The following is a 24,007-nucleotide window of genomic DNA, read 5'->3' as shown; positions in this document are numbered from 1 at the left end:
GCTTTTGGTGAACACCCTATCTCTGCCTGAAAACAAACAAGTCTCCCCTTTTTTTGTTTTCTATCTCATTCACTCTCAGCAAATAGGCGTCGCAGTCCTGGGCTTCGAGCGGTATGTGGCCAAGTCAGCAGGACATGATGCGTGGATATCGGTTATCCTTTCGGGGCTATCGATCATGGGGGTCATGTGGCTGTGCTATCGAATATTGACAAAAGAAGGTAACGATATCATCTCCATTCACCATCGGATTTTTGGCAAATACGCAGGGAATCTTCTGAATACTCTTTTTGTCGGTTATGCCTCACTTTTAGTCCTTCTGAATTTGAGGACATATGTAGAGGTTATTCAAGTTTGGATGTTTCCAGAAACGTACCATTGGATTTTTGTCGTCTTAATCTTGCTTTTGGCCTATTCGTTTGTTACGAACGGATTCAGGGTCGTAACCGGAATTTGCTTTTTAAGTGTGATTTACTCCATTCCGCTCCTATTCGTCAAGTATTTCCCGCTGAAAGAAGCCCATATCGGGAACCTTCTTCCAATTTTTTCGCATTCCATTCCGGATATTCTGGAAGCCTCACAAACGATGACGCTCAATTATTTAGGCTATGAAATGATTTTGATTTTCTATCCTTTTATTAAAAACGGCCCCAAATCGGAAAAATGGGCTTACTATAGTATCCTGGTAACAATAGGCGTTTATTTGCTTACCATATTTACTTCCTTTGTGTATTTTGATCAGGATCAGCTTCGGACCACGATCTGGTCTACTTTAACGCTTTGGAAAATTGTTGACCTGGTTATCATCGAACGTTTTGAGTATATAGGCATCGCGGCCTGGCTGTTTGTTGTTATCTCAAATATCGCACTCGGTCTTTGGGCAGCAAGCAGAGCATTAAACCGGTTCACATTCATGACGCAGCGGATCTCGCTGAGAGGAGTGGCCATCGTCATCTTAGCGCTGTCTATTATGATTACCGAGCGTCCACAGATTGATCAGCTAAATTTCTATGCCAATACAGCAGGATTTTATATCGCCTATGTGTATATTCCCTTTTTGTATCTATGTCATCTATTTATAAAAAAAGGAAGAGCTCAATGAAAAAGACAGTCCTTATCTTGTTTTCATCTGCTCTGGCTTTGAGCGGGTGCATTCCACAACAGCAAATTTTAGAAGAACTGCAGCTCATTAAAACGATTGGATATGATTATGTTGATGACGATGTCATCCTTGGTACGGGAGGTTCCACTTCTATTCCACATGGCCAGCAATCCCTTCCCTCAGATGAATCCTTTTCAGCTTCAGGCCACACAAGCAAACAAATCCGGCAGAAGCTTCAAAATGAAACAACAAAACCGATCGTGATCGGGCGTGTGGGAGTGGTTTTATTTAGCGAGACCCTGGCTGAGCATGGAATTGCCGCGCTTCTTGATAACTTACAGCGGGATCCTGAAATTGGACGGGATATCTATTTGGCGCTTGCTGAAAAAAGTGCGCAGGAAATCATCAAAGCAAACTACAGCACCACCATCCCCACATCTAATTATATTTTTGATCTGATTCAGCAAAGTATGGAGCAATCCCTTCCAAAAACCAATCTGCATGGTTTTTTATACCGTTATTACGGAAAAGGACTGGATGCTTTTATGCCGATTGTCCGTCAATTTGACAGCAAGCTCATTATTACGGGTATTGGTATTTTTAAAGCGGACAAGCTGGTACAGAAAATCAGTGCTGAAGATGCCTATTATTTAAAAATGACAAGCGACAAAATCGAGAAGGGAATTTTTGAAGTCAGCTATAAAGGAAAGAATCTTTCAATCGAAAACCTTTTTTCAAAACCTGATCTAAAAATAAAGAAAAAAGGGGCTCATTATTATGCCGAACTCAATCTGGAGGTAAAAGGAAGAATTTCAGAGGGCGGCGGGCTTAGAATGACAAACAAGGATGTTATGCGCAGAATTGAATTAGCGACAGATAAAAAAGTCAGAACCAAAATAAAGCAGCTGATTCAATCGTTTAAGGAAAACCAAGTTGATCCAATTGGGCTGAAACGGAAAGCGATGCAAAACCGGTCTTTTTCAAAAAAGGAATGGGATCAGCAATATGACAAAATGCCAATTGACGTTAATGTAAAGGTAACCATTCTTCATGCCGGCATTATGGAATGAACCGTCTAATAACGGCTATATGGGGTGACTGGTCTCCACTTCTTTCAAAAAAAGGACTATCTTTTTAGTTCATGGAGAAAGAGCAATACCGCCACAGCGATTCACGAATGATGCGGGGTGTTCCATTGCCCGCAGTCTTTTTTATCTTTACCTTTGTTTAGCTTGGGGTTCATACCCGCTGCTGGTGTACCAATCCAGCTTCTTAAGAGGGTTCTCCCGCATTCCGCTTCATGAACAAGTGTGAATCCATTAATTGCGGCGGTTACATCGCCATTTTTTTAAAAAATAAGCTCCTGTACAAGCAACCTCCCTGTTCTTTCATTTACTAAAATAGATGGAATGAAAAGAGGTGATAATGATAGGCAATCAAAGTGTATCAATACCAAAGCCTCCTGACTCTGTAACGATTCTATGGCAGCGAAATCCATTGGACCGCCGTGCACCGCGGACCATTGTTGAAGCTTCTGTAATTGGAAGCGCTAAGCCTTGCCAGCGTTTGCTTCAAAATGGTATGCGCTATCGGGATGCGGCAGAATGTCTGCGATCAAATGGCTTTGAGCAGATTACAAGTGAAAGACTCGGTGTTTTCGGCCTTGCTGTATTTGTGCGTGAAAGCTAGGCAAGGTCAGAGATAATGAAAAGAGGTGTCTGCTTCGTTGCAGACACCTCTTTTTACAGATCAAATCATGAGAATAAAACGAAGAAGGGTTCACTTTCTTTCCTGCAGCTTAGTCCATTTCCTGAGTAATACTGGTAAGCCTGTCCGCTGAGAAAGCAACCTCATGAAATGCTTTCCCCAGATCCAGAACCACTTCATTGAAGCTGGTTAATTCAATTTCAATCTTATCATTTTGCAGCTTAGTTTCCGCCATCGCAGTTAAAATCTGTTCAAAGTGATTTTTCGTTTCTTTCATGCTGGTATTGCCTGTTTGAACCGCTGCCGTTATTTTCCCAAGTGATTGGGTAAGCTTTTCAGTTTGTGAATTAGTATTCATAATTAAAGCAGAAACATTCTCGACTGATTTTTTGGTCTGCTCAGAAAGCTTGCGGACTTCTCCTGCCACAACCGCAAACCCCTTCCCCTGCTCCCCGGCTCTCGCAGCTTCTATCGCTGCATTCAGTGAAAGCAAATTAGTCTGATCTGCAATGCCTGTAACGATTGCAACGATTTCCTGCATTCTTTTCGAGATGTCCAAAAGCACTGCTGTATCCTGCGATATGTCTTCAACTGAACTTTGTATGTTTACCATATTTGAATTCTGCTTGTTTAGCTGCTCTTTTCCAAAGGCCGCCCTTTCCTCCGTCAGCGCAGATAGGTCAGCAGCGCTGTTTGCAAGGGATACGATAGCTTTCGCCTGAGATTCCAGCTGCTGGAAGGCTGCATTGGTTTCTTCTGAAATAGCCGCCAGATTTTGAGAGGCGCTGGAAACATTTTCTCTAATCAGCTTTTTTTCTTCTTCTGCTTGCTGTTTCAATCTTGCCGTTTCAGCATCATAAGCCTCCAGCACTAATTGCTGCTCAAGATTTAGAATCTTTGATACAGCCTTTACGGCTTTCAGCTTATCATCATTCTCCAGATCCGTCTGCTCAATTAAGCTGATGATAGATAAAAATAGATCCTGAAACGCACACATATACCATTTTGATTCTAATCCGATTTTGACATGTACATGAGCGATGCGCACTCTTTTTTCGATATAAGTGTCCGTGATCTCTCCTTCAAATATTTCGATAATATGCTGTTTGAGTGTTTTTTTTAATCGTTCTATTGAGCTGTGATCCTCGATAATAGTGAGCAATGACTTTTGATGCCCTAAAGTTTTATAGAATCTGTCAACGATTTCAGATATATTCGTTTCTGCAGCTTGACGCAAGCTTCTAATGACTTGCAAATCTTCGTCTTTCAGGTCTATCATTTGTATTTGTTTCATTGTTTCAATGTTTGGATTGATTGTTATAAGTTCTTTCTCTTCTCTGATCGATTCGGGCTGTTCCAACTTTTGTCTTTGTTTTTTAAAGATCATGATGTTCCTCCTGCTTTGAGTTTATTCTGGTGAATTATACCAAAAAATCATTATAAACAGAGCGCTTTTTTTTCATATTTTTTTCCTGTTTAAATTTTCATTGTTTCATCTTCTTAGTTGTGCTAAAATTTGACACGCATTGCTTATCCCCATTAGGAATGTTGAAATAATAAAAATTTTTATTTTTTTTGAATGTTTTTGTGATTATTTTCACAAAATAATCCATTAGAGACGAAAATAGGAGTGGTTACATTGCAGCATCAGTTAAAGAAGGAAATTGGTTTTCTTGCCGCTTTAACGACAGTGATAGGAACTGTGATTGGAGCCGGCGTGTTTTTTAAGCCGACAGCGGTTTATAGTTCAACCGGCTCGGCAAGCTTAGGATTACTTGCCTGGTTTATTGGCGGCGTACTGACCATTTGTGCCGGACTGACAGCAGCGGAACTTTCTGCAGCCATTCCGGAAACTGGCGGGATGATGGCCTATTTAAAGCGTACATACGGCAACTTAACAGCCTTTTTGCTTGGGTGGGCTCAAACGGTCATTTATTTTCCCGCAAATATTGCGGCATTGGCTATCATCTTTGGAACTCAAACCGTCAGTTTGTTTGGCCTGGCTGCAAATGATCATAAAATGCTGATTGTTGGGATTGCAGCCGCAACCGCCATCTTTTTAACCCTGCTGAATTTTCTTGGAGCAAAGGCTGCCGGAGGAATTCAAACCGTGGCCACGATTTGCAAATTAATTCCTTTAGCGCTCATCATTATTTTTGGTCTGCTGCATGAAGGAAGCGCGCCCTTCCAATTGTTTCCTGTTGAACCCGGACCGGAGCAATCCTCTTTTTTAACGGCACTTGGAGCGGGTTTGCTTGCTACGATGTTTGCTTATGATGGGTGGATTCTCGTTGGAAATATCGCAGGGGAAATGCGGAATCCGAAGAAGGATTTACCGAAAGCCATCATTTTGGGCTTATCCGCGGTTATGGCTATTTATTTGCTGATCAATGTTGCCTTTTTAATGGTGATGTCTGCATCTTCCCTTGCTGGTACGGATACACCTGCTTCAGACGCGGCACAGCTCATATTCGGTTCTATGGGCGGAAAACTCGTCAGCATCGGCATCCTTATATCCGTTTTTGGTTCCATCAACGGATATGTGATGACAGGAATGCGTGTCCCATATGCGATGGCTATGGAAAATAAGCTGCCGTTCAGCAAATGGTTTGCTAAGCTTTCTGACAAAAGCAGGGTTCCTTATAATTCTGGAATTTTTATTCTTGTTATCGCCATTATCATGATGTTTATTGGCGGATTCAACACGCTGACAGACATGCTCATTTTTGTGATTTGGATATTCTATACGATGACATTTGCGGCGGTCGTGATCCTGCGCAAGCGGGAGCCAAAACTTGTGCGTCCTTACAAAGTGCCGCTCTATCCCTTGCTGCCGGTTATTGCCATCCTTGGAGGACTGTTCATCGTTATCAATACCCTTTTAACGCAGCCCGTGCTCGCATTATGCGGATTAGCGTTAACGGCTCTGGGTCTTCCAGTTTACTACGGAATGCGCAGCAAGCATATAAATGAATGATGAAAGGACAAAGGCTCAGATAGGCTGCTTAAGCAATCTGAGCCTTTTGTGTTTTGGGGTCCCGGCAAACTCCTGCTGCGTTATGAATACATAAATCTCATCATTGCATGAACAGCAAGCCGGCTCGTCATATCCCTGAAATCTTTAGAAGGATCAATTTCTACGATATCCAATGCCTTTACTTTCTCATGCTTTGCGGCGGCAGAAACGGCTGAAAGAAGCTCCCTGCTCGTTAATCCCCCCGGGCCAATGGCCGGACAGCCGGGAGCAAACGCCTGATCCACGGCATCCATATCGAGAGAAAGGTAGATAACGTCCACTTTTTCCGCTAGCCTGTCTGCCTCTTTTTCAACGATAGGGAGAATCCCGGTCCGATCGATATCCCCCATCGTATAGACAGAGACATTGTTATCCTTTATATACTCGTTATAAACCGCTGCATTGGAAAAATCCCGGATGCCGATTTGAACCAAATTCTCCCCTTCAATGACTCCTTCTTCTATCAGACTTCTGAATGGCGTACCATTCGTCCTCCCTCCATCCTCAAGGTTCCGTACATCATGGTGGGCATCAAATTGGATGATGCCTATTGTACCGAAGAATTCCTTAAAAGCCCGGATGGCCGGATAGCTTACCCCATGATCGCCGCCCAGCAAAATGTACCGGGAGCATGACTTCTTGTTGATCATTTCCTTAACGCTTACATAGATTCTTTTTAAGCTTTCCGGCAGATTGGTAGGGTGAGTCAAAACATCTCCAAAATCGAGTATTTTGTGATTGCGGTAATCCCTGTTTCGTTCCCCTGAAAAAGTAGAGTATAGACTCATGCAGGACCGGATTGCTTGAGGAGCGTCGGACGCTTGTGACAACGAAATGGAAGACTTAGAATACGGCATCCCGATCAGACCTGTATCCCCTGTCATCCCCTCCTTATAAGGAATGATGGTTTCATTTACTTTTGTAACAAACCGATCTTTAAAGATTGCGGCCTTCCCTGGCTGAAGAAAGCTGAATGGATCCACGGCGCACCTTCTCCCATCTTTTCTTTCCTTCGGTATATACACTTTCTGCATGATTTACTCCAAAATGATAAGGGATATAGTGATAATTCGGGACATCCCAGATGACGAAATCAGCTCGTTTTCCTGCTTCTATTATTCCTGCATTTCCACCAAGGCCAATAGCATAAGCGGCGTTAACGGTCACCGCATTCCAAATTTCCTCTGCTGTCATTTTTAGCTTAAGGGCAGCAAGCGACATGATCATTTGAAGATTTTCCGTTACGCAGCTTCCAGGATTAAAATCAGTCGCGAGGGCGACAGCTGTCCCTTCATCTATCATTTTTCGGGCTCGGGCGTAATGATCCTTTCCTAAATAAAAGGTGGTTCCGGGAAGCAGGACGGCTACCGTATCACTATCAGCCAAGCAAGCGATGCCTTCATCTGAGGCGGCAACAAGGTGGTCAGCACTGGCTGAACGTAATGATACCGCAAGCTCCGTCCCGCCTAACGGGTCGATTTCGTCGGCATGAATTTTCAAACCAAATCCTTTTTCCTTCGCTTTCATTAAAAATTGTCTCGACTGGTCAATTGTGAACACTCCCGTTTCACAAAAGATATCTGCAAATTTGGCGAGCTTTTCTTCTTTTATGACATCCAGAAGCTGAATCATCTTCTCAAGAAACATGTCCTCCCTTCCTTTATATTCAGCAGGAACGGCGTGAGGCCCCAGAAACGTAGGTACTAGGCGAATCGGGTAGCTGTTGTGAAGCTGTTTGATTACCCTCAGCTGCTTCAACTCGGTTTCATCATCCAAGCCGTAGCCGCTTTTTGCTTCAATGGCTGTAACGCCAAATGAAATCATTCGTTCCAAATGAAAAGCGGCTTTATCAAATAGTACTTTTGCGGATGCGTTTTTTGTTGCGTGGACTGTTGAGAGGATTCCTCCCCCCTTCGCAAGGATTTCCAAGTAGGAAACGCCAGCTTGCTTCATCGCGAGCTCATTTTCCCTGCTCCCTCCAAATACGAGATGAGTATGCGGATCCACAAGACCGGGTGAGACGACTTTTCCCTTTGCATTCCTTTTTTCATGAGCAAGCAATCTTTCGGCTTCTTCAGTAGAGCCAATCCAGGTTACAAGACCATCTTTTACGGCAATAGCTGCGCTGTTTACGACACGAAGCCTGTTCATGTCCTCTCCTTTCAATGGCTTTCCGTTACTTTCAGGCAGAAGCAATTGTCCAATGTTAAATAGAATCAGGTCATGTGTCATCGTGGTCACCCCTTTGCATGATGGATCATCGGAATATCCAGCCCTTTTTCCTTTGCAGCTTCAATAGCTTTGTCATACCCTGCATCAGCATGGCGGACAATGCCCATCCCCGGATCTGTAGTAAGAACCCGCCGAAGTCTCTCTTCCGCAAGCCCGGTGCCATCTGCCACAGCAACCATACCCGCATGCAGAGAATAGCCCATTCCAACACCGCCTCCGTGATGAACCGAAATCCATGAACCGCCTGCCGCAACATTGATCAGAGCATTTAAAATCGCCCAGTCTCCCACTGCGTCACTCCCATCCTTCATCGCTTCTGTCTCGCGATTTGGCGAAGCAACGGATCCGCAATCCAAATGATCACGGCCTATCACGATGGGTGCTTTTAATTCCCCGCTCCGGACAAGATCATTGATGGCAAGCCCCATTTTCATTCGCTCTCCATAGCCAAGCCAGCAAATTCGCGAAGGAATCCCCTGAAATGCCACCTTTTCCTGTGCCATATCAATCCAGCGGAGAAGCGGTTTGTTTTCCGGGAACAATTCTTTTATGAGGGCATCCGTCCGGTAAATATCCTCAGGATCACCAGAAAGAGCAGCCCAGCGGAATGGACCTTTTCCTTCACAAAACAAGGGACGGATATAGGCAGGAACGAAGCCTGGAAAATCAAAGGCATTGCTGACTCCTTCATCCTTTGCAATTTGCCGGATATTATTTCCATAGTCGAATACTACGGCTCCTCTCCGCTGGAATTCAAGCATCGCTTCAACCTGCTTAGCCATCGACTTCGAAGCTTGTTTTTCATATTCCTTCGGATGGGTCTTTCTTAATTCAGCTGCTGCTTCCAGAGTGAGATTCTCCGGGATGTAGCCATTGATCGGATCATGTGCAGAGGTTTGGTCTGTGACAATATCAATATGGATGTTTCGCTTTAAAAGCTCGTGGTGAAGGCTTGCTGCATTTCCCACAACTCCAATGGATAAAGCCTCTCCTTTCTTTTTGGCTTCCATGGCCCATTCTACTGCCTCATCTAAACTGGATGTCATTTTATCGCAATAGGCAGTATAAATCCTCTTTTTAATACGTTCCGGATCCGCCTCAACCGCCAGGCAGACACCTCCGTTCATCGTTACGGCAAGGGGCTGTGCTCCGCCCATTCCGCCAAGGCCCGCTGTTAAGGTGAGCGTACCTTTAAGTGAGCCCCCAAAGTGCTGGCGGGCAACTTCAGCGAAGGTTTCATACGTTCCCTGAAGAATTCCTTGCGTTCCAATATAAATCCAGCTTCCTGCTGTCATTTGCCCGTACATCATCAGTCCCTTTTGATCGAGTTCGTGGAAGTGGTCCCAATTTGCCCATTTTGGGACGATTACGGAGTTTGACAGCAGGACTCTTGGTGCTGCAGCATGTGTTTTAAAAACGGCTACAGGTTTACCGGATTGGACGAGCATCGTTTCATCATTTTCCAATCTTCTGAGCGTGTGAACAATCGCGTCAAACGATTCCCAGTTGCGGGCTGCTTTCCCTATTCCTCCGTAAACGACGAGATCCTCCGGTTTTTCAGCGACATCCGGATCGAGGTTGTTATAAAGCATCCTTAAGGCTGCTTCCTGCTCCCATCCCTTGCATTCCAGTTCGAGCCCTTTTTTGGCACGGATTACGCGTTTTGTATCCATCTCTCAAGCTCCCTTCCTTCGTTTAAAGCTGTCCATCCGGCTTTATTTTTTTTTAGCCATTCCGTCATGTTTTCTATATCTTCCGAAAATACCCGGTCTTGCGTAATAGAAGGGACAATTTTTCTTGCTTCATCATAAAAAGCACGTGTAGCGTCCGCCATTTGTTCAATCCCCCGGTATTGAACGGCTTGAAGCGCACAAATGCACTCGATGGCAAGCACTCTCCGTACATTCTGAATGATGCTGAAGCAGTGGCGGGCAGCAATGGTTCCCATGCTGACATGGTCTTCCTGATTCGCTGATGACGGGATGGAGTCCACACTTGCCGGATGGGCCAGTGTTTTGTTTTCCGAGACAAGCGAGGCAGCACAATACTGCATAATCATCGCACCTGATTGAAGTCCGGGCTGAGCACTTAAAAAGGCGGGCAAATCATTGAGCTGAGGATTCACGAGCCGTTCGATTCTCCGCTCTGAAATACTCGCAAACTCCGCCATCGCTATTTTCATAAAATCCATAGCAAGGGCAATGGGCTGCCCATGGAAATTACCTCCCGATATCACCGTTTGGCCGCCGTCAAAAATCAATGGATTATCGGTTGCTGCGTTGATTTCAACTTCAAGTTTTTCTTTCACATAATCCAGAGCCTGCCAGGAAGCTCCGTGCACCTGGGGGATACATCTTAATGAATAAGCGTCCTGAACCCTTTTTTCTCCCTGCCTTGTCACTAATTTGCTTCCAGCTAACGTGTTTCTCATCCGTTCCGCAACGGCTGATTGCTGCGGAAATCCTCTAGCTTCATGGATGGCAGGGTGAAAGGCATCCATAATCCCTTCCAGACCCTCCATTGTAAGCGATGCGATCATTTCGCTTTGCAGGGCAAGCTGTTCTGCCTCCAGATAGCTGATCACCCCCATTGCGGTCATCGCCTGGGTTCCATTAATTAATGCGAGACCTTCTTTCGCTTCCAATATAAGCGGTGAAAGGCCTGTATGCTGAAAGGCTTCAGAAGCTTTACATACGTTTCCAGAATAAAAAACCTTGCCTTCTCCAATTAGGACAAGGGCTAGATGGGAGAGCGGTGCAAGATCGCCTGAAGCGCCTAAAGATCCCTGCTGCGGAATGACTGGATGAATGTGCTGATTGAGCAGTTCAGCGAGCAGCTCTGCCAAAATGGGACGGATTCCCGAAAAACCCTTTAACAGTGCATTTAATCGCAGGAGGACCATCGCTCTTGAAACCTGCTCCGGAAACGGATCTCCCACCCCGCATGCATGCGAGCGAATTAAGTTCAGCTGCAGCTCATTGACATCATCCTCACCAATCACAACATCACTGAATTTGCCGAATCCCGTATTGATTCCATAAACCGTCTTTTTATCTGAGACAATTTTCAAAACTGCTTCTCTGCTTTGTTCTACTTTACGCATGCTTTCCGGCTTGAGAACGATTCGTTCCCCTTCGAAGCAGATTTTCCTGATGTCATCAAGAGTTAACGTTTCACCCGTTAAAACCACCATCTTCATCCCTCCTAAATAAAAAAAGAGACGACAATGGCATGCAAAACACCATCATCGCCTCCTCATGACTTATGAACTATAGGCAATGTTTCTTCATATATGATTAATTCCTAGACCAGCTGTTTCATGTTCGAGCCCTTTTATAGGGGCGCCGATCGTTCCATAAAATGCGACCGCAATCCATTCTCCTTCTGATTCCTCTGCATATGGCCTGCCCCTTACAATGGCAAACCGCAATCCTACCGTCCGGCTCATCTCGCCAATGGAAGGCTGACCCCGGGTAACCCCTTCAATCCCTTCTAAAACAGCATGATAAAGCGCATGAGTTTCCCGGTAGCAGTTATCAAGAATGAGTTCGTTCCGTTTTGCGGCGGTCTCAACTGCCGCGATGACTTTCTGCATATTCATCGATCCCACTTTGCCCTGACAATACCTTATTTTATGAAATGATGGCTTAAGCAGTGCCAATTCCTCATCGGTCAGGGATGCCAGAAGCAAAGCGTATTTTCCAATTTGAGCTTCCAGAGTCATAGGTAACCTCATTTTTTCTGAATTTTCACTATTAACTAATATCTTCTTTCATTCTATGTCTAGGCGTTTCTGTCTGTCAATCGGTATGAAAAATTTTTCTGTGTGTGTTAGGGATTTTGCCATATAAAGGTGAAGCAGACCTATGAAAAAAAGACCCCGGTAAGGAGTCCTCCAGTTTAATACAGCAAATACTTCTCCCGAATATCCATAAATCTCGTTCTTTCTTCTTCATATTTCTTTTCAATCTCTTCAACGGATGCTCCCTCTACCAGCATATCCTTCACCCATCTGTTTCCGAGCAAAAGGTTAAAATTGTCCGCTGCGAAAAACTGAAAATCTTCCGGGTACATGTCTTTTACAGTTTTCACGATGGATAAGCCTGTTTTGACTGCTTTAAACTTCTTCCGGTCGGTTACGTAGAGCTGTACCCCATGTGAAAGCTTGCCGCTGTGTTTTGAAAATGTCGGAGTGAAAGATGCTGCTCTAAACGATACACCCGGCAGCTTCAAGCTGTTCAGTTTTCCAGCCAGTTTATCGCTGTTAATAAACGGCGCACCAACCAGTTCAAACGGTTTCGTAGTTCCCCTCCCTTCTGAAAGATTGGTCCCTTCAATCATGCCGGTTGCCGGGTAAAATGATAAAGAGACTATAAAATTATTAAAAAATTCAATATGAACGCTAACGCGTAATGCACCTGCCATATACACCCGTTTGTGGAATAAGAGAGCAGCATATTAAGGCAGCTGGTATTAATAAGCAAGCTTACATTCTTATTATGATCCTATTCCACCTCTCTTAACATTGAAGATATGGATTTCTTAACAATTTTCCCGTACATAATGGAACTTCCAATAACTATCAGAAGTAATACAAACATAATTGAATTGAAAAAATAAATAAAATATGAGGATACGGGGTAAACCAAATTAGCTGAATATAATATTGATATATAAATAACAAAGCTTAGTATTATTGACAATAACAAATATATGAGCATTTCAAGCGTTAAAAAGTAATAAATTGTTTTCTTAGACATTCCCATTGACAAATAAATTCCCCATTCTTTCTTTTGAAGTTGATATTTACTAAAAACAACTATAGTCATGCTTAAAATAGATAAAACAGACGCAATAATAAAAGCAAATTTTCCAAGAAAACTAAGCAGTGATGTAATTTGGGTATCCTTTTGAATAAACTCTGGTATATTTTGAAAAAAACTACCCGGTACAGTCGCAATTAGTTGATTAATATGACTGTCTATTTTCTTAAAGTCATTATTAGTTAAGTTCTTGTCTAAATAGATTTTAAATTCGAAATAGCCATTAAAAAACTTATATTCCTCAAAACTTTCTTTATCAATTAATATTGTAAAATTGTCATATTCTATATTCTTTAATCCGCTAATTTTTTTAACAAGGGGTTGATTTATTACATCATACACAACAAATTGTTTTTCATTTTCTTGTATACTGCCTTTTTCTTTCTTTAATTTAACAAAACTTATTTTTTCACCTTTAAGCATTTTTAGATTATCTTGATTACCATCAGTATTAGGAATAAATAACATAACTTTACCTTTGAACTTTTCATAATCCCCTTTTGGATAAATCATTTCGAATGCTTGCTTGTCTACAACCTCATATCTAACATTCGGCACTATCTGTTTATCGCCATATTTTATGTCAACGCCGTATTTTTGAATCCAATTAATAATTGAGGGAGTCATCTGATTTGATTTAATTAAAGGGACAACATCCACCATAAAGGGGTTTTTTTCTAGATGTTTAACTCCAGAGATCTGGGCTATCTTTTTTGCATCTTCATCTGAAAAAGTTAAACCTTGTTTTAAGAGAACAGGAAGATTATCAACAGTGTCGAAGCCATAAATTTCTTGAGCACTTAAATAATAATATTCCTCTGCATCCCAAATTCCATCAGATTCTTTCTGTAAAACTATGGAAAACAAAAGCGTTAAAATTGAAAAAGTTAGGACGCACACAGTGAAAATGAATTCTTTTGGATACAAAAACAATTGTCTAGCCAGTTGTTTTATTGCGAATAACCTTATTTTGCTTTTTAAAAAAGCATGATTAACAGGCGATCTTGTAATACCTGACATTAAAGTTTTTACAGAATTGTGTTTGGCACGAAATAATGAATAACAAAAAATTGACAATACTAATAAAAATAATAGTAAAAGAAAAGTAATGATAAAAGCATATGTAAAAAAGGAAGTAAATGGGGCTGTCGAACTGCCTGTATAGGTCATTTTTATAATAAGCGATTTAAAAAGGGGTAGAATTGGAAAAGATATGGCTAGACTCGTAAAAAACAGAATAGTAACTTCGTATATATAAATAAGAAATAAGTTATTAACTTTAAAACCAATCGCTCTTAAAATCCCCATTTTTTGTAACTGCAGCTTATTGTAGTAGGTAAACATACTTACTAAAGAAAAAATAGAAATCAGTAAAAGTATTACTTGGAATGAAATGGATAAATATCTAATAGTATCATAATCCCTAAGTCCGTCCAGAAATAACTTGTTATTTACAAACCCATTATTTTTATACTCTGCTAAAAGTTCCTCCATTTTTGCCATTGACTTCTTTTTATCATTCCCCATATTAATTAAAAAGTTATGATTTAAACTAATTTCCGACTCAGTATTGCTTATAAAAATATTAGGGAATGCATTTACTCCTTGGTCTAAATGAATAGGCACATACCATTTCGAGGAATAATTAGAAATAACACCAACTAACTTAACTGTCCATTTTTTATTTTTCCCCTGTAAGGTTATTGTGTCTCCGATTGCCCAATTGCTATGAATTAGATTTAAATAAGCTGATTCAATAGCAACTTCACCTTTTCCTTTAGGGAAACGTCCTTCCAAGAGACTTAAATTAGCGAGGTTTATAGCATCTTTATCCATCCATCCTATAGTCGCTAATTTCCCTTTATTATTCAAAGGATAAGAATCTACTAAATTGTAAGATCCAATCATTTGTACTTTTCCTTTTAACTCCTCTTTTGATGCTTTCACCTCTACTAGTCCCCCACTATGTTTTCCATATTGGGAATACCCTTTATTTAAGAGACCATCTCTTATGGCTTCTGATGCTGTGAATATAGAAAGAGTCGAGGAAATTATAATAGCTAAGGTAATTATCATTAAAAAGAGCCACTTTTTCCTTGAGAGTAACAATTTAAAAGCTAATTCAAACATTTTTGTCTATCCCCTCTAAAACCCCATTTTTCATGGTGTATAATTGATGAGGAGCCTCAAAAAGATTTTTTTCATGAGTAACGATGACTATAGATAACTTTTTTTCCTTATTCAATTTAGTAAATAATTTTATGATACTTCTTGTAGTGGTTTGGTCCAAATTCCCCGTAGGTTCATCTGCAAATATTATCTCCGGTTCAGTAATTAATGCTCTTGCTATAGCCACTCTTTGCTGTTCCCCCCCAGATAAAAAGCTTGGTCGCTTATCTAATTGCGAGCTGATTCCCAACTCAACTGCTAGCTCCTTTACTCTTTCTTCAAATCTATCCGTACGCTTCATTAACATTAATGGAAGTGTTATATTTTCCCATGCAGTTAACTCAGGAATTAATTGAAATGATTGAAAAATAAAACCAAATTTTTTTCCTCTTATAACAGCTTGCTTAGAGTCAGATAAATCGTATAAAGATTCATTCTTATAATAGACCTTTCCGCTGGAAGGATATTCCATACCGCCAATTATGCTTAAAAAAGTGGATTTACCTGATCCGCTCTTACCTTCAATTACATGGATAGAACCTGCCTCAATAGAGAAACTCGTTGATTCTAGTACATTTTTATGGACCTGACTATATTTTTTTGTAATTCCAGTGGCTTTTAATATTCCAGTTGTCAAAGAATAGACCCCCATTAGTAGATTATGATTCATCATTTAAAAAAATGTTGAAAATACTTGTTTATTATTGTAATACAAAATATGGATTAGGAGGAAATTATATTGAAAAAAAGTAAAAAAATTATTGCCGCAAGTACCTTGGCTTTAGGAATAGCTATTCCAAGCATCGTTAGTGCTTATAGCGGGACATATTCCTTTGATATCTCTTCAAGTGTAAGTGGCAGCAAAGAACATTCATTAGCTAATAAATCTACATCTACAACCGCAAAAGGAAATACGTATAATTCTGCAGGGGATGTACAATCTAAAAAGTCCCGTTATACTGTTCAAATTTATAAAAGCTTGTTCACTAAATACAGTGCTCAAATGTTGGCAGATGGTTCTAGCTACACTAAATCGTTCGGCACTGTTAGCAGTGGTACATACACAGTTAATGTTGATAAAAATGACGATACTGGATATGCAAGCAGAGTAAAAGGCTCGGGTACTATAAATCAATAAGTAATTGCTAACCCTTCTAAAAAGGAGTATGATTTTTTAAGAACCATGCTCCTTTGTTAATAAATAATTTGTTAATAAATAATATTGAGGTATCATCTATGATAAGATTATTAGAACCTTTATACATCTTTGTTGTTCCATTACTTTTAACCTATGTAATATTGCGTTTAATGCTTATTCAAAAGTTCAGAATTAAGTGGAAGATAGAATGTATTCGTATCGTTTTTATTACTTATATTATTTATTTATTATATTTTGTTTGGATCATTCCTGCTCCTCAATTTAATTATCTTTCGATTAATTTTATACCTTTTAAAACAATTATCGAATATATAAGGTCTGCATTAAATTCATCTATACCTACAAAAGTCGTAATCACAAACTTAATTGGTAATATTTTACTCACTCTTCCTTTAGGCTTTCTTTTACCTTTATATTCAAAAAAAATAAATTGGAAAAAAATATTTTTTATTAGTTTGCTTCTCCCCATTGCAATAGAAGTTGGCCAGTTTTTTCTATTTTACTTAAAACTGGGTAGTAGAGGAATTGATATTGATGATGTAGTTCTAAACTTCATTGGATTAATCATAGGATATTCCTTCTTTAATTGGATAAACAAAAAGTTTAGAAATTTTCAAATATAAAAGAGAGAAAATCGCCATAAAATCTGCATGTTAAGAATAAACGCTGCTTTCATGACAATATCCTTCATTAGAGAGGACCCCGTTAAGGAGTCCTCCTATTTAATACAGCATATATTTCTCCCGAATATCCAAGAATTTTGTTCTTTCCTCTTCATACTTCTTCTCGATCTCTTCAACGGAAGCTCCGTTTAACAGCATTTCCTTCACCCAGCTGTTTCCAAGCAGAAGATTAAAATTATCGGCTGCTAAAAACTGAAATTCATTCGGATACATGTCTTTTACAGTTTTCACGATGGATAAGCCTGTTTTGACTGCTTTAAACTTCTTCCGGTCAGTCACGTAGAGCTGTACCCCGTGTGAAAGCTTGCCCGTGTGCTTCGAAAACGTAGGATTGAAAGATGCTGCTCTAAACGATACACCCGGCAGCTTCAAGCTGTTCAGTTTTCCAGCCAGTTTATCGCTGTTAATAAACGGCGCACCAACCAGTTCAAACGGTTTCGTAGTTCCCCTCCCTTCTGAAAGATTGGTCCCTTCAATCATGCCGGTTGCCGGGTAAACGATGGCGGTTTCAAGTGTCGGCATGTTCGGTGACGGCATGACGAATGGAAGATGGGTATCATCAAAGTCCATGCTTCTCTTCCAGCCCTTCATTTTCACTACTTTCAGGTCAGCACCGATTGTAAATTCACTGTTAAAGAGCTTTGCCAGTTCTCCAACCGTCATCCCGTGTTTTAAAGGAATCGGGTATTTTCCTACAAATGAAGAGAAAGCCGGTTCAAGAACAGGTCCGTCTGTTTGAATTCCGCCAAGCGGGTTCGGCCGGTCCAAAACGATAAACGGAATGTTGTTTTCTTTCGCCGCTTCCATCGCATAAGCCATCGTGTAAATGTATGTGTAGTAGCGGGAGCCGACATCCTGAATATCAAAAACCAGCACATCCACGTTTTTGAGCATCTCTTGTGTTGGCTTTTTCGTTTGCCCATAAAGGCTGTATACCGGCACTCCTGTCTTTTCATCGATGTAATACTCCACATACTGGCCAGCCTGCGCATCTCCCCGCACCCCATGCTCAGGACCAAAAAGAGCGGTCAGCTTAATGTCTTTATCCTGTGCAAGCAGATCGACAACGCTTGTAAGATTCCGGTCTACTCCGGTAGGATTTGTTATCAGGCCTACACGCTTCCCTTTAATCAGGCTTTTTTGTTCCTTCAGCAGCAGCTCGGCGCCAGTATGCACCTTCTTCTCTTTTTTATGTCCGAAAAGGGAAGCATCCACCGATGTAGCCATCCCGATTGCCAGTATTCCGGCAATCAGGGCGAATAGTATTTTTTTCATAAGCGAGTCCTCTCCCGTTTGCTTATTTTAGTGGTTTTCCATTGAATTTTAAACCGTATCCGTATGGATAAAGAATGTCATTTGGATGCGTAACGGAAGGAATGCCGACCGGCAGTTTTCCTTTAGGCTCAGATAATCCGAAGATCGTTTCAATTCCCGCTGGAATGTTCGGCTGACGGAACCGGCCGTCTGTATATCCTTTAAATCCGTAAACAGCCAAGACCGCTTTCGCTTCTTCAAAATTAGCGGCATCGTAAGGATTCCGCAGGCTCATCAGGACAAATTTCTTGCTGTTTTTCAGAGAGTAGTTCATAACCGCTCTCGGAAAGACAGTTGCCCATTTGCTTGAATCTTTCACCGTATCATCAATAACCCCATCATTAACGGCCGGATCATTTTTCACGACATAGGAACCGGTAATGATAAAATCCGCTTCATCAATTTTCTCAGCGGTTTCTTGATCAAATACTTTTCCGGAAAAAATCAGACTTTCCACTTGTACTTTGTTTATTCTCTGTTTGGAGTACAGCTCGTGAATGGACCTTCTCATTGCTTCCGCCTGATCTTCAAATGGTGCAAGGATCAGGACTTTTTCGTTCTTTTTCGGTTTAAACGGCAGGGTTTCGTCCTCATTTTTCAGAAGTGTCACCGCGTCTAATGCCATTTTCTTTTCTAAATGGTAATGCTTCATGCTGCCGACCATTTTTTTGGCATTGGCAATCCTGGCTTCCAGTGCATCTTCCTGGTTCGAACCTTCAGGCTGATAGATGCCGCGCTTCATTTTCAAATCGAGAATCCGTTCAACGGAATCATCGATCTCACTCATTGGAATATCTCCGGATTTTACTGCATCTATGACCCCGTTATATACTTCTGTCAAATTCTTTTCTGTTGCAATAGACGTAACCGGTGCTGGCATCAGAGCAATGTCCACGCCGGATTTAATGGCGAGGATCACCGCTTCTTTTTGGCCAAAGTTATCAGCGATGGCTTTCATGTTCAGTGCGTCAGTAACAACGACTCCCTTAAAGCCCATTTCATCTCTTAGCAGATCTGTCAGCACTTTGCGTGATAGCGTCGCAGGAACCATAATCTGCTGGCCGTCCTTTTTGCTTTTGTATGTGGTATCGTCAATCGCAGGGAATTGAACATGTGCAGTCATAATCATATCGACGTTGGCATCGATCGCTTTTTGAAAAGGATACAATTCTACTTTTTTTAATCGTTCTTTATCATGTGTGACCATCGGAAGACCGTAATGGGAATCAACTGCTGTATCCCCGTGTCCCGGGAAATGCTTTGCCGTCGTAGCCATGTTCTGATCCTGCAGGCCTTTGATTGTCTGAAGGCCGAGGGAAGCAACCAGCTCAGGGCTGCTGCCAAAGGAGCGGACCCCGATAACTGGATTGCCGGGATTGTTATTTACATCCAGAGATGGAGCAAAATTGACGTTGATGCCCAGGGAATGAAGCTCTTTCCCGACGATTGATCCTGTGTTATAGGCATTTTTCAAGCTTCTCCCTGCACCGAGTGCCATGTTTCCTGGCAGATTCGTTCCCGATTGCAGTCTTGTCACAATGCCGCCTTCCTGATCAATCGTGACAAAAAGCGGGATGTTCTTGCTCGCATTTTGAAGACCATCTGCAAGTCTTACAGTCTGCTCAGTATCCACTACATTTTCGGCAAATAAAATGACGCCGCCAAGATGGTACTTCTCAATGATGCTTCCGACTTCATCATTCATTTCGGTTAAGCCGGTCATTTTGCTTTCCCCTTGCTTCTGCCAGTTGCGGAAATCAGGCATCAGCATTTGGCCGACCTTTTCTTCAAGAGACATTCCATCCACTATTTGTTCCGCGGCTGAAGGAGTGCTGACATTGTCTGCTTTTACTTTTGCATCAGGCTTCAATCCTGAAAATGCAGTTAACATGAGAGCGGAGACCAAACCATACGTTAAAAGATGGGTTTTCTTCATAAAGTCCTCCTTGTTAGGTTTAGTATTTACATAGAACGCTTTAAGTAAGCGCTTTCTAAAAGAGTTAGGAATCCTGTTACTTTTTCAGCATCGCTTCATAGACAGCTGTTACGACACTTCCATATTTTCCAGTCTGAAACTGGTCTCCTTGGAAAGTGTTTGAATCGCTAGCAGGGTCCGCGAGCGGTGAATGCTTTTTATTTGTTAGGAGAACTATTCCCAGATTGTACTTTGGATCAAGGATTGTAACGGTACCTGTCCAACCTGTATGGCCAAAAGCTGTGTCACTCGCATAGGGTCCGAACATCCACTCCATGCTTTCATTGCCATTCAATCTCCACCCTAGTCCGTATGTGGGATTCATTGGAGATGGCTGGACAAATTCTTTGGCTGTTTTTTGGCTGAATAGCTGCTGATTGCCGTAGCTTCCGCCATTGAGCATGGTTTGAAGCAGAACTGCCATATCCCGGGTATTGGAAAACAGCCCGGCATGCCCTGACACCCCTCCCATTGAATAAAATGCTTTTTCATCATGCACTTCACCCTGAAGGGTATATTTACGAATATTCGGAAAATCAATTACACCATCGCGCGTATTCCCCATAAGCTCTGTTGCTGCAGCATCCTTCGGTTTGAATCCCTTTAGAAGAGGATTGAAAACGGTGTTTTTCAGTCCAAGAGGCTTGTATAAGTGTTTTTCCACATATTCATCAAGCTGTTTTCCGGTTACTTTCTCAATAATGGTCCCAAGCAGCATATAGTCAACATCACTATAGATGTTTTTTGTTCCGGGCTGATAGGTCAGCGGTGTTCTCGAAATCATTTTGATGGTCAGATCCCGGTCCTGCGAGAATAGGTTTTTGGATACGTTCGGGTTGTGGTATTGCGGGTCAGGCGGAAATCCGGCTGTGTGATGCAGGACATCGATGATCCTTAAAGTATTCTTCCCTTTGATCACATCGGTTTCCTGATCACGGAATTCCGGTATATACGTTTGAATTTTGTCCTCCAGATTAATCTTCCCTTCCGATACAAGCCGCTGCAGGGCGAAATTCGCCGCATACATTTTCGTATTGGAAGCAAGGTCAAACAAGGTATCCCGTTTCATCTTTTCCGGTCGCTCTAAAAGTGCAAGACCGGTATATTTCTTTTTATAGCCATAGGCTTCGTTTTTCACGATTTTGCCGTCTTTAATAACAATGAGAGCGGCCCCTGGGAAACCCTGGATGATTTCATCCTGAATCAGCTTGTCCACCTTCTTTAGTCCAAATGAGGAAAAACCGGCTTCTTCCGGTCTCTTTACCTGTTTAAGTGTAGAGGCTTTTTGATGCGCCTGCGCCTGTATCGTGTGTGGAGGTGTGTTCAGCGCCTGTGCAGGAACAGCGGCCGGTGCAATCATTGCAATCGTCAGCAAAGAACCTATTGTTTTTCGTTTCAATTTCCCCATCCCCTTGTCACTTATTCTATGAGTCTTTTATTAGCAGCAGAGTCTGTCCGGGCTGAATCAGCTCAAGCAGCGGCTGCTCTGAAGCTGAAATTCTGCCGATAATATTGACCCGTTCATCCCCAGGCAAGTCGTGTTTAACAATCTGAACTTCTCCGCGGTATCTGCCGTATAAATCGTTATCCATCGTAATGGCCCCTTTGCTTCTTGGTCCGGCTGGCAGCGGAGGTATAGATCGGTTTGTTCTTGTGTGCAGCAAACGAATGACATCCCTTGAAAGATCCGGTCTTACCTCATACTTCTCATTCAAATTGAGAGTTGATGAGATTCTAAGTTTTATTGTGTTTTCCTTTGAGTAAAGCAAGAGATCCTCCAGAAGCTCTCCCCCAAAATCGGCATCTCCGATATAAATATGATCTGTGTCCATTTGATCCAGCTCAATTGCTGCATGCAGAGGATTTGCCGCACGGTGTTTTTCCAATGTCGGCAAGCCTTCAAATAATGGTCCCCGCTTTTCTCCTCTGCCAGGTATGAAGGCAGCGGTTGGAATCCCGTATTGTTTAAAAAGGAGGTTTTGCTTTTTATAAAAAGAATCATCCAGCCCAGTCTCTCTCCGAGGATAAAAATTGTGCCATGCTAAAAGGGACTCTGGCAGGACCCCGCAGGAAAGCAGATCCATAAGCTCCCTTTCAAAAAGAATACTGGCATTGATGGCAATCGAAAACTCATGGCTGATCTCCGCCATTTCTTCTAATCCAAATCCATCATCAAGCCGAAGTCCGTTTACCCCAAGATCTTTCAGATCATATATCGAGGCTGCACCAAGCTTGGCAGGAGTTCCTGCAGATACATCTGCAAAAACCTGAACACCTGCTTCCTTGGCTGTTTGAAGAAGCTGTTTCGCTTTTCCTGCGAGATCTCCCTTATCCTCCGGGATGTGCAGGGAGGTAAAGGCCTGCTTTACCCCCAGTCTCCCCGCTTCCCTGATTCGTTCTTCTGGACATTCATCATGCAGATAGAAGGATATCCCAATCATGCGAATTCACTTGCCATTTCATCCTTAAACCCAAAGAAATAAGTGATAAGGAATCCCGCAGCATAAGAAATCAGCAGCCCAATCAAGTAAAGCACGATTTCGTTAAGCGGAATCAGAAAGGCGAGGGGCAGCCCGGAAACGCCAATGCTTGTTGTCGCTACATTAAAGTACGCCTGAAATGCTCCACCTACTCCAGCTCCTAGACATGCGGTAAGGAATGGCCTGCCTAGTGGAAGGGTTACACCGAAAATTAAGGGTTCGCCGATTCCAAGCATCCCTGCAGGAAGACCTCCGCCAATCGCCCGTTTCAAACGTTTTTTCTTTGTTTTAGCAAAAATAGCAAATGCAGCACCTACTTGGCCAGCTCCACCCATTGCAAGAATTGGAAGAAGCGGATCATCGCCAATTGAACTGATCAATTCCAAATGAACGGGAGTCAGCCCTTGATGAAGACCGGTAACGACGAGCGGCAGGAATGTGGCGCCTAGAACGAATCCTGCTCCAGGACCTCCTACATCTAACACAGTGAGCAATCCTTTTGTGATGCCTTCAGAAATCCAGCCTCCTACAGGCATGAACACAATGTACGTAACCAATCCGGTTACGAGCAATGCAATGGTCGGGGTAATGATAATATCGAGTGACTTCGGAACAAATTTGCGGACTCTTTGCTCTACAATCGCTATAAAGATAGCGGCAAATAAGACCCCAACGAGACCTCCGCGGCCAGGCAGCAAATTCTCACCAAAGAGGGAAATGCCTGCTATTGCCGGGTTAATGATCAAAATACCTGCGAGAGCTCCGAGTGCCGGGGATCCGCCAAACTCCTTGGCTGCATTGTGACCGACAAGAATCCCAAGGTAAGCAAATAAACCGCTTCCAATTGCAGTTAATATAAGTGCCGTTTGCGATTTTTCATCCAGCCAGCCAGCCTGAATAATGGCTTTGGAAATACCAGTTATGAGTCCGGAAGCAACAAGTGCTGGAATCAGCGGAATGAAGATATTGGAAATTTTTCTGAGAAACTGTTTGAATGGAGTTGCGTTCTTTTTATTAATCTCAGCTTTGTTCGATGCAGCTGCTTTCTTTAGATCCAGCTCCTCACGTTCACCTGTCAGTCTCCCAAATTGCTCTGAAACTTGATTTACGGTGCCGGGACCGACAATAATTTGAAAGGTATCCTCTTCTACAAGGCCGAAAACGCCATCTATCCTTTTTATCCCTTCTCTGTCTACCAGAGAATCATTCTGAACCTTTACTCTGAGTCGTGTCATGCAGTGAGCATAGGAGATAACGTTATGCTTGCCTCCCAATTTCTCCAGAATTTCTGCTGCCAGTACACTGGATTTATCCATTTTACCCATCAAAAACCCTCCCCCAATGAAGTTG

General features: G+C 42.2%; 19 protein-coding genes and 2 pseudogenes. 6 read left to right on the top strand and 15 right to left on the bottom strand.

The features are described from left to right. Positions 1-7 precede the first annotated feature (7 nt). The 3 genes from AS29_RS17965 to AS29_RS17955 all read left to right on the top strand — a co-directional run bounded on the left by AS29_RS17965 (position 8) and on the right by AS29_RS17955 (position 2,788). Positions 8-1,099: a GerAB/ArcD/ProY family transporter gene (locus tag AS29_RS17965; protein ID WP_197491629.1), complete on the top strand. Its 1,092-nt coding sequence runs from the start codon at positions 8-10 to the stop codon at positions 1,097-1,099. Continuing rightward, entirely contained in the window at positions 1,096-2,169 is a 1,074-nt protein-coding gene (locus AS29_RS17960) for a Ger(x)C family spore germination protein (RefSeq protein ID WP_051860814.1), read from the top strand. The genes AS29_RS17965 and AS29_RS17960 overlap by 4 nt, the downstream gene beginning before the upstream one ends. Positions 2,170-2,524: 355 nt before the next feature. Next, positions 2,525-2,788 carry a hypothetical protein gene (locus tag AS29_RS17955; protein WP_035411499.1) on the top strand — a complete coding sequence of 88 codons (264 nt, stop codon included), beginning with the start codon at positions 2,525-2,527 and terminating at the stop codon, positions 2,786-2,788. 109 nt (positions 2,789-2,897) lie between these two features. Here the strand turns inward: AS29_RS17955 and AS29_RS22110 are convergent, their stop codons facing one another. Both AS29_RS22110 and AS29_RS22105 read right to left on the bottom strand, forming a co-directional pair. After that, positions 2,898-3,419, bottom strand: coding sequence for a methyl-accepting chemotaxis protein (locus AS29_RS22110; RefSeq protein WP_442854548.1), 522 nt, complete (start codon positions 3,417-3,419; stop codon positions 2,898-2,900). A gap of 246 nt (positions 3,420-3,665) precedes the next feature. Then, positions 3,666-4,085 (bottom strand): annotated as a pseudogene (locus tag AS29_RS22105) (protoglobin domain-containing protein); the annotation flags it as partial. Positions 4,086-4,445: 360 nt separating this feature from the next. On the opposite strand from AS29_RS22105, the gene AS29_RS17945 reads away from it, so the two are divergent. Further along, positions 4,446-5,783, top strand: a complete 1,338-nt coding sequence (locus AS29_RS17945) for an APC family permease (protein WP_035411493.1) — start codon at positions 4,446-4,448, stop codon at positions 5,781-5,783. An 80-nt stretch (positions 5,784-5,863) separates the two neighbouring features. On the opposite strand, the gene hutG is transcribed toward AS29_RS17945, so the two are convergent. The 8 genes and pseudogenes from hutG to AS29_RS17905 all read right to left on the bottom strand — a co-directional run bounded on the left by hutG (position 5,864) and on the right by AS29_RS17905 (position 15,683). Then, a complete protein-coding gene (gene hutG / locus AS29_RS17940) occupies positions 5,864-6,805 on the bottom strand; it encodes a formimidoylglutamase (RefSeq protein WP_035411490.1) in 942 nt (313 codons plus the stop codon). Next, positions 6,759-8,054, bottom strand: a complete 1,296-nt coding sequence (hutI, locus tag AS29_RS17935) for an imidazolonepropionase (RefSeq protein WP_035411487.1) — start codon at positions 8,052-8,054, stop codon at positions 6,759-6,761. Before hutI ends, hutG begins: the two co-directional genes overlap by 47 nt. A gap of 5 nt (positions 8,055-8,059) precedes the next feature. Then, positions 8,060-9,727 (bottom strand): urocanate hydratase, encoded by a 1,668-nt coding sequence (hutU, locus tag AS29_RS17930; protein WP_035411484.1) that lies wholly within the window; start codon positions 9,725-9,727, stop codon positions 8,060-8,062. Beyond that, complete coding sequence (gene hutH, locus AS29_RS17925) at positions 9,709-11,247, bottom strand: histidine ammonia-lyase (RefSeq protein WP_035411482.1); 1,539 nt, start codon at positions 11,245-11,247, stop codon at positions 9,709-9,711. Before hutH ends, hutU begins: the two co-directional genes overlap by 19 nt. A 93-nt stretch (positions 11,248-11,340) precedes the next feature. Then, positions 11,341-11,778, bottom strand: coding sequence for a hut operon transcriptional regulator HutP (gene hutP / locus AS29_RS17920; protein WP_035411478.1), 438 nt, complete (start codon positions 11,776-11,778; stop codon positions 11,341-11,343). 176 nt (positions 11,779-11,954) lie between these two features. Further along, positions 11,955-12,410, bottom strand: a pseudogene (locus AS29_RS17915) (DUF1343 domain-containing protein); the annotation flags it as partial. Positions 12,411-12,559: 149 nt separating this feature from the next. Continuing rightward, positions 12,560-15,007 (bottom strand): ABC transporter permease, encoded by a 2,448-nt coding sequence (locus AS29_RS17910; protein ID WP_035411474.1) that lies wholly within the window; start codon positions 15,005-15,007, stop codon positions 12,560-12,562. Beyond that, positions 15,000-15,683 (bottom strand): ABC transporter ATP-binding protein, encoded by a 684-nt coding sequence (locus tag AS29_RS17905; RefSeq protein WP_231889982.1) that lies wholly within the window; start codon positions 15,681-15,683, stop codon positions 15,000-15,002. The genes AS29_RS17910 and AS29_RS17905 overlap by 8 nt, the downstream gene beginning before the upstream one ends. Positions 15,684-15,785: 102 nt before the next feature. Here AS29_RS17905 and AS29_RS17900 point away from each other — a divergent pair, with 102 nt between their 5' ends. Together AS29_RS17900 and AS29_RS17895 are read left to right on the top strand one after the other, a co-directional pair. After that, complete coding sequence (locus AS29_RS17900; protein ID WP_035411471.1) at positions 15,786-16,184, top strand: hypothetical protein; 399 nt, start codon at positions 15,786-15,788, stop codon at positions 16,182-16,184. 98 nt (positions 16,185-16,282) lie between these two features. Continuing rightward, complete coding sequence (locus AS29_RS17895; protein ID WP_051860812.1) at positions 16,283-16,828, top strand: VanZ family protein; 546 nt, start codon at positions 16,283-16,285, stop codon at positions 16,826-16,828. Positions 16,829-16,927: 99 nt separating this feature from the next. Here AS29_RS17895 and AS29_RS17890 read toward each other — a convergent pair whose 3' ends face one another. The 5 genes from AS29_RS17890 to AS29_RS17870 form a co-directional block, all read right to left on the bottom strand. Then, on the bottom strand, positions 16,928-18,163 hold the full coding sequence (locus AS29_RS17890) for an exo-beta-N-acetylmuramidase NamZ family protein (protein WP_035411469.1): 1,236 nt from the start codon (positions 18,161-18,163) through the stop codon (positions 16,928-16,930). Between the two features lie 22 nt (positions 18,164-18,185). Next, positions 18,186-20,138 (bottom strand): glycoside hydrolase family 3 protein, encoded by a 1,953-nt coding sequence (locus AS29_RS17885; RefSeq protein ID WP_035411466.1) that lies wholly within the window; start codon positions 20,136-20,138, stop codon positions 18,186-18,188. Positions 20,139-20,214: 76 nt separating this feature from the next. Then, entirely contained in the window at positions 20,215-21,576 is a 1,362-nt protein-coding gene (pbp4b, locus tag AS29_RS17880; protein WP_269449405.1) for a penicillin binding protein PBP4B, read from the bottom strand. Positions 21,577-21,601: 25 nt separating this feature from the next. Beyond that, the gene (locus tag AS29_RS17875) at positions 21,602-22,618 is read right to left on the bottom strand and encodes a MupG family TIM beta-alpha barrel fold protein (RefSeq protein ID WP_035411458.1); all 1,017 of its coding nucleotides are present in this window, start codon (positions 22,616-22,618) and stop codon (positions 21,602-21,604) included. After that, positions 22,615-23,982, bottom strand: coding sequence for a PTS transporter subunit EIIC (locus AS29_RS17870; protein WP_035411454.1), 1,368 nt, complete (start codon positions 23,980-23,982; stop codon positions 22,615-22,617). Before AS29_RS17870 ends, AS29_RS17875 begins: the two co-directional genes overlap by 4 nt. Between the last annotated feature and the right edge of the window lie 25 nt (positions 23,983-24,007).

The sequence above is a fragment of the Bacillus sp. SJS genome (assembly GCF_000732485.2).
Lineage (GTDB): Bacteria > Bacillota > Bacilli > Bacillales > Bacillaceae > Metabacillus_B > Metabacillus_B sediminis.
The sequence above is the reverse complement of the archived record's forward strand: the minus strand, read 5'-3'. Positions and strand labels throughout refer to the sequence as shown.

What these genes read in the sequence shown, in the direction of transcription:
- AS29_RS17885 (WP_035411466.1), bottom strand. Translation starts at nt 20,138, where the DNA reads ATGAAGAAAACCCATCTTTTAACGTATGGTTTGGTCTCCGCTCTCATG.
- AS29_RS17895 (WP_051860812.1), top strand. Translation starts at nt 16,283, where the DNA reads ATGATAAGATTATTAGAACCTTTATACATCTTTGTTGTTCCATTACTT.
- AS29_RS17955 (WP_035411499.1), top strand. Translation starts at nt 2,525, where the DNA reads ATGATAGGCAATCAAAGTGTATCAATACCAAAGCCTCCTGACTCTGTA.
- hutP (WP_035411478.1), bottom strand. Translation starts at nt 11,778, where the DNA reads ATGACTCTGGAAGCTCAAATTGGAAAATACGCTTTGCTTCTGGCATCC.
- AS29_RS17875 (WP_035411458.1), bottom strand. Translation starts at nt 22,618, where the DNA reads ATGATTGGGATATCCTTCTATCTGCATGATGAATGTCCAGAAGAACGA.
- hutH (WP_035411482.1), bottom strand. Translation starts at nt 11,247, where the DNA reads ATGGTGGTTTTAACGGGTGAAACGTTAACTCTTGATGACATCAGGAAA.
- hutU (WP_035411484.1), bottom strand. Translation starts at nt 9,727, where the DNA reads ATGGATACAAAACGCGTAATCCGTGCCAAAAAAGGGCTCGAACTGGAA.
- AS29_RS17870 (WP_035411454.1), bottom strand. Translation starts at nt 23,982, where the DNA reads ATGGGTAAAATGGATAAATCCAGTGTACTGGCAGCAGAAATTCTGGAG.
- AS29_RS17910 (WP_035411474.1), bottom strand. Translation starts at nt 15,007, where the DNA reads ATGTTTGAATTAGCTTTTAAATTGTTACTCTCAAGGAAAAAGTGGCTC.
- AS29_RS22110 (WP_442854548.1), bottom strand. Translation starts at nt 3,419, where the DNA reads ATGGTAAACATACAAAGTTCAGTTGAAGACATATCGCAGGATACAGCA.
- AS29_RS17960 (WP_051860814.1), top strand. Translation starts at nt 1,096, where the DNA reads ATGAAAAAGACAGTCCTTATCTTGTTTTCATCTGCTCTGGCTTTGAGC.
- AS29_RS17890 (WP_035411469.1), bottom strand. Translation starts at nt 18,163, where the DNA reads ATGAAAAAAATACTATTCGCCCTGATTGCCGGAATACTGGCAATCGGG.
- hutI (WP_035411487.1), bottom strand. Translation starts at nt 8,054, where the DNA reads ATGACACATGACCTGATTCTATTTAACATTGGACAATTGCTTCTGCCT.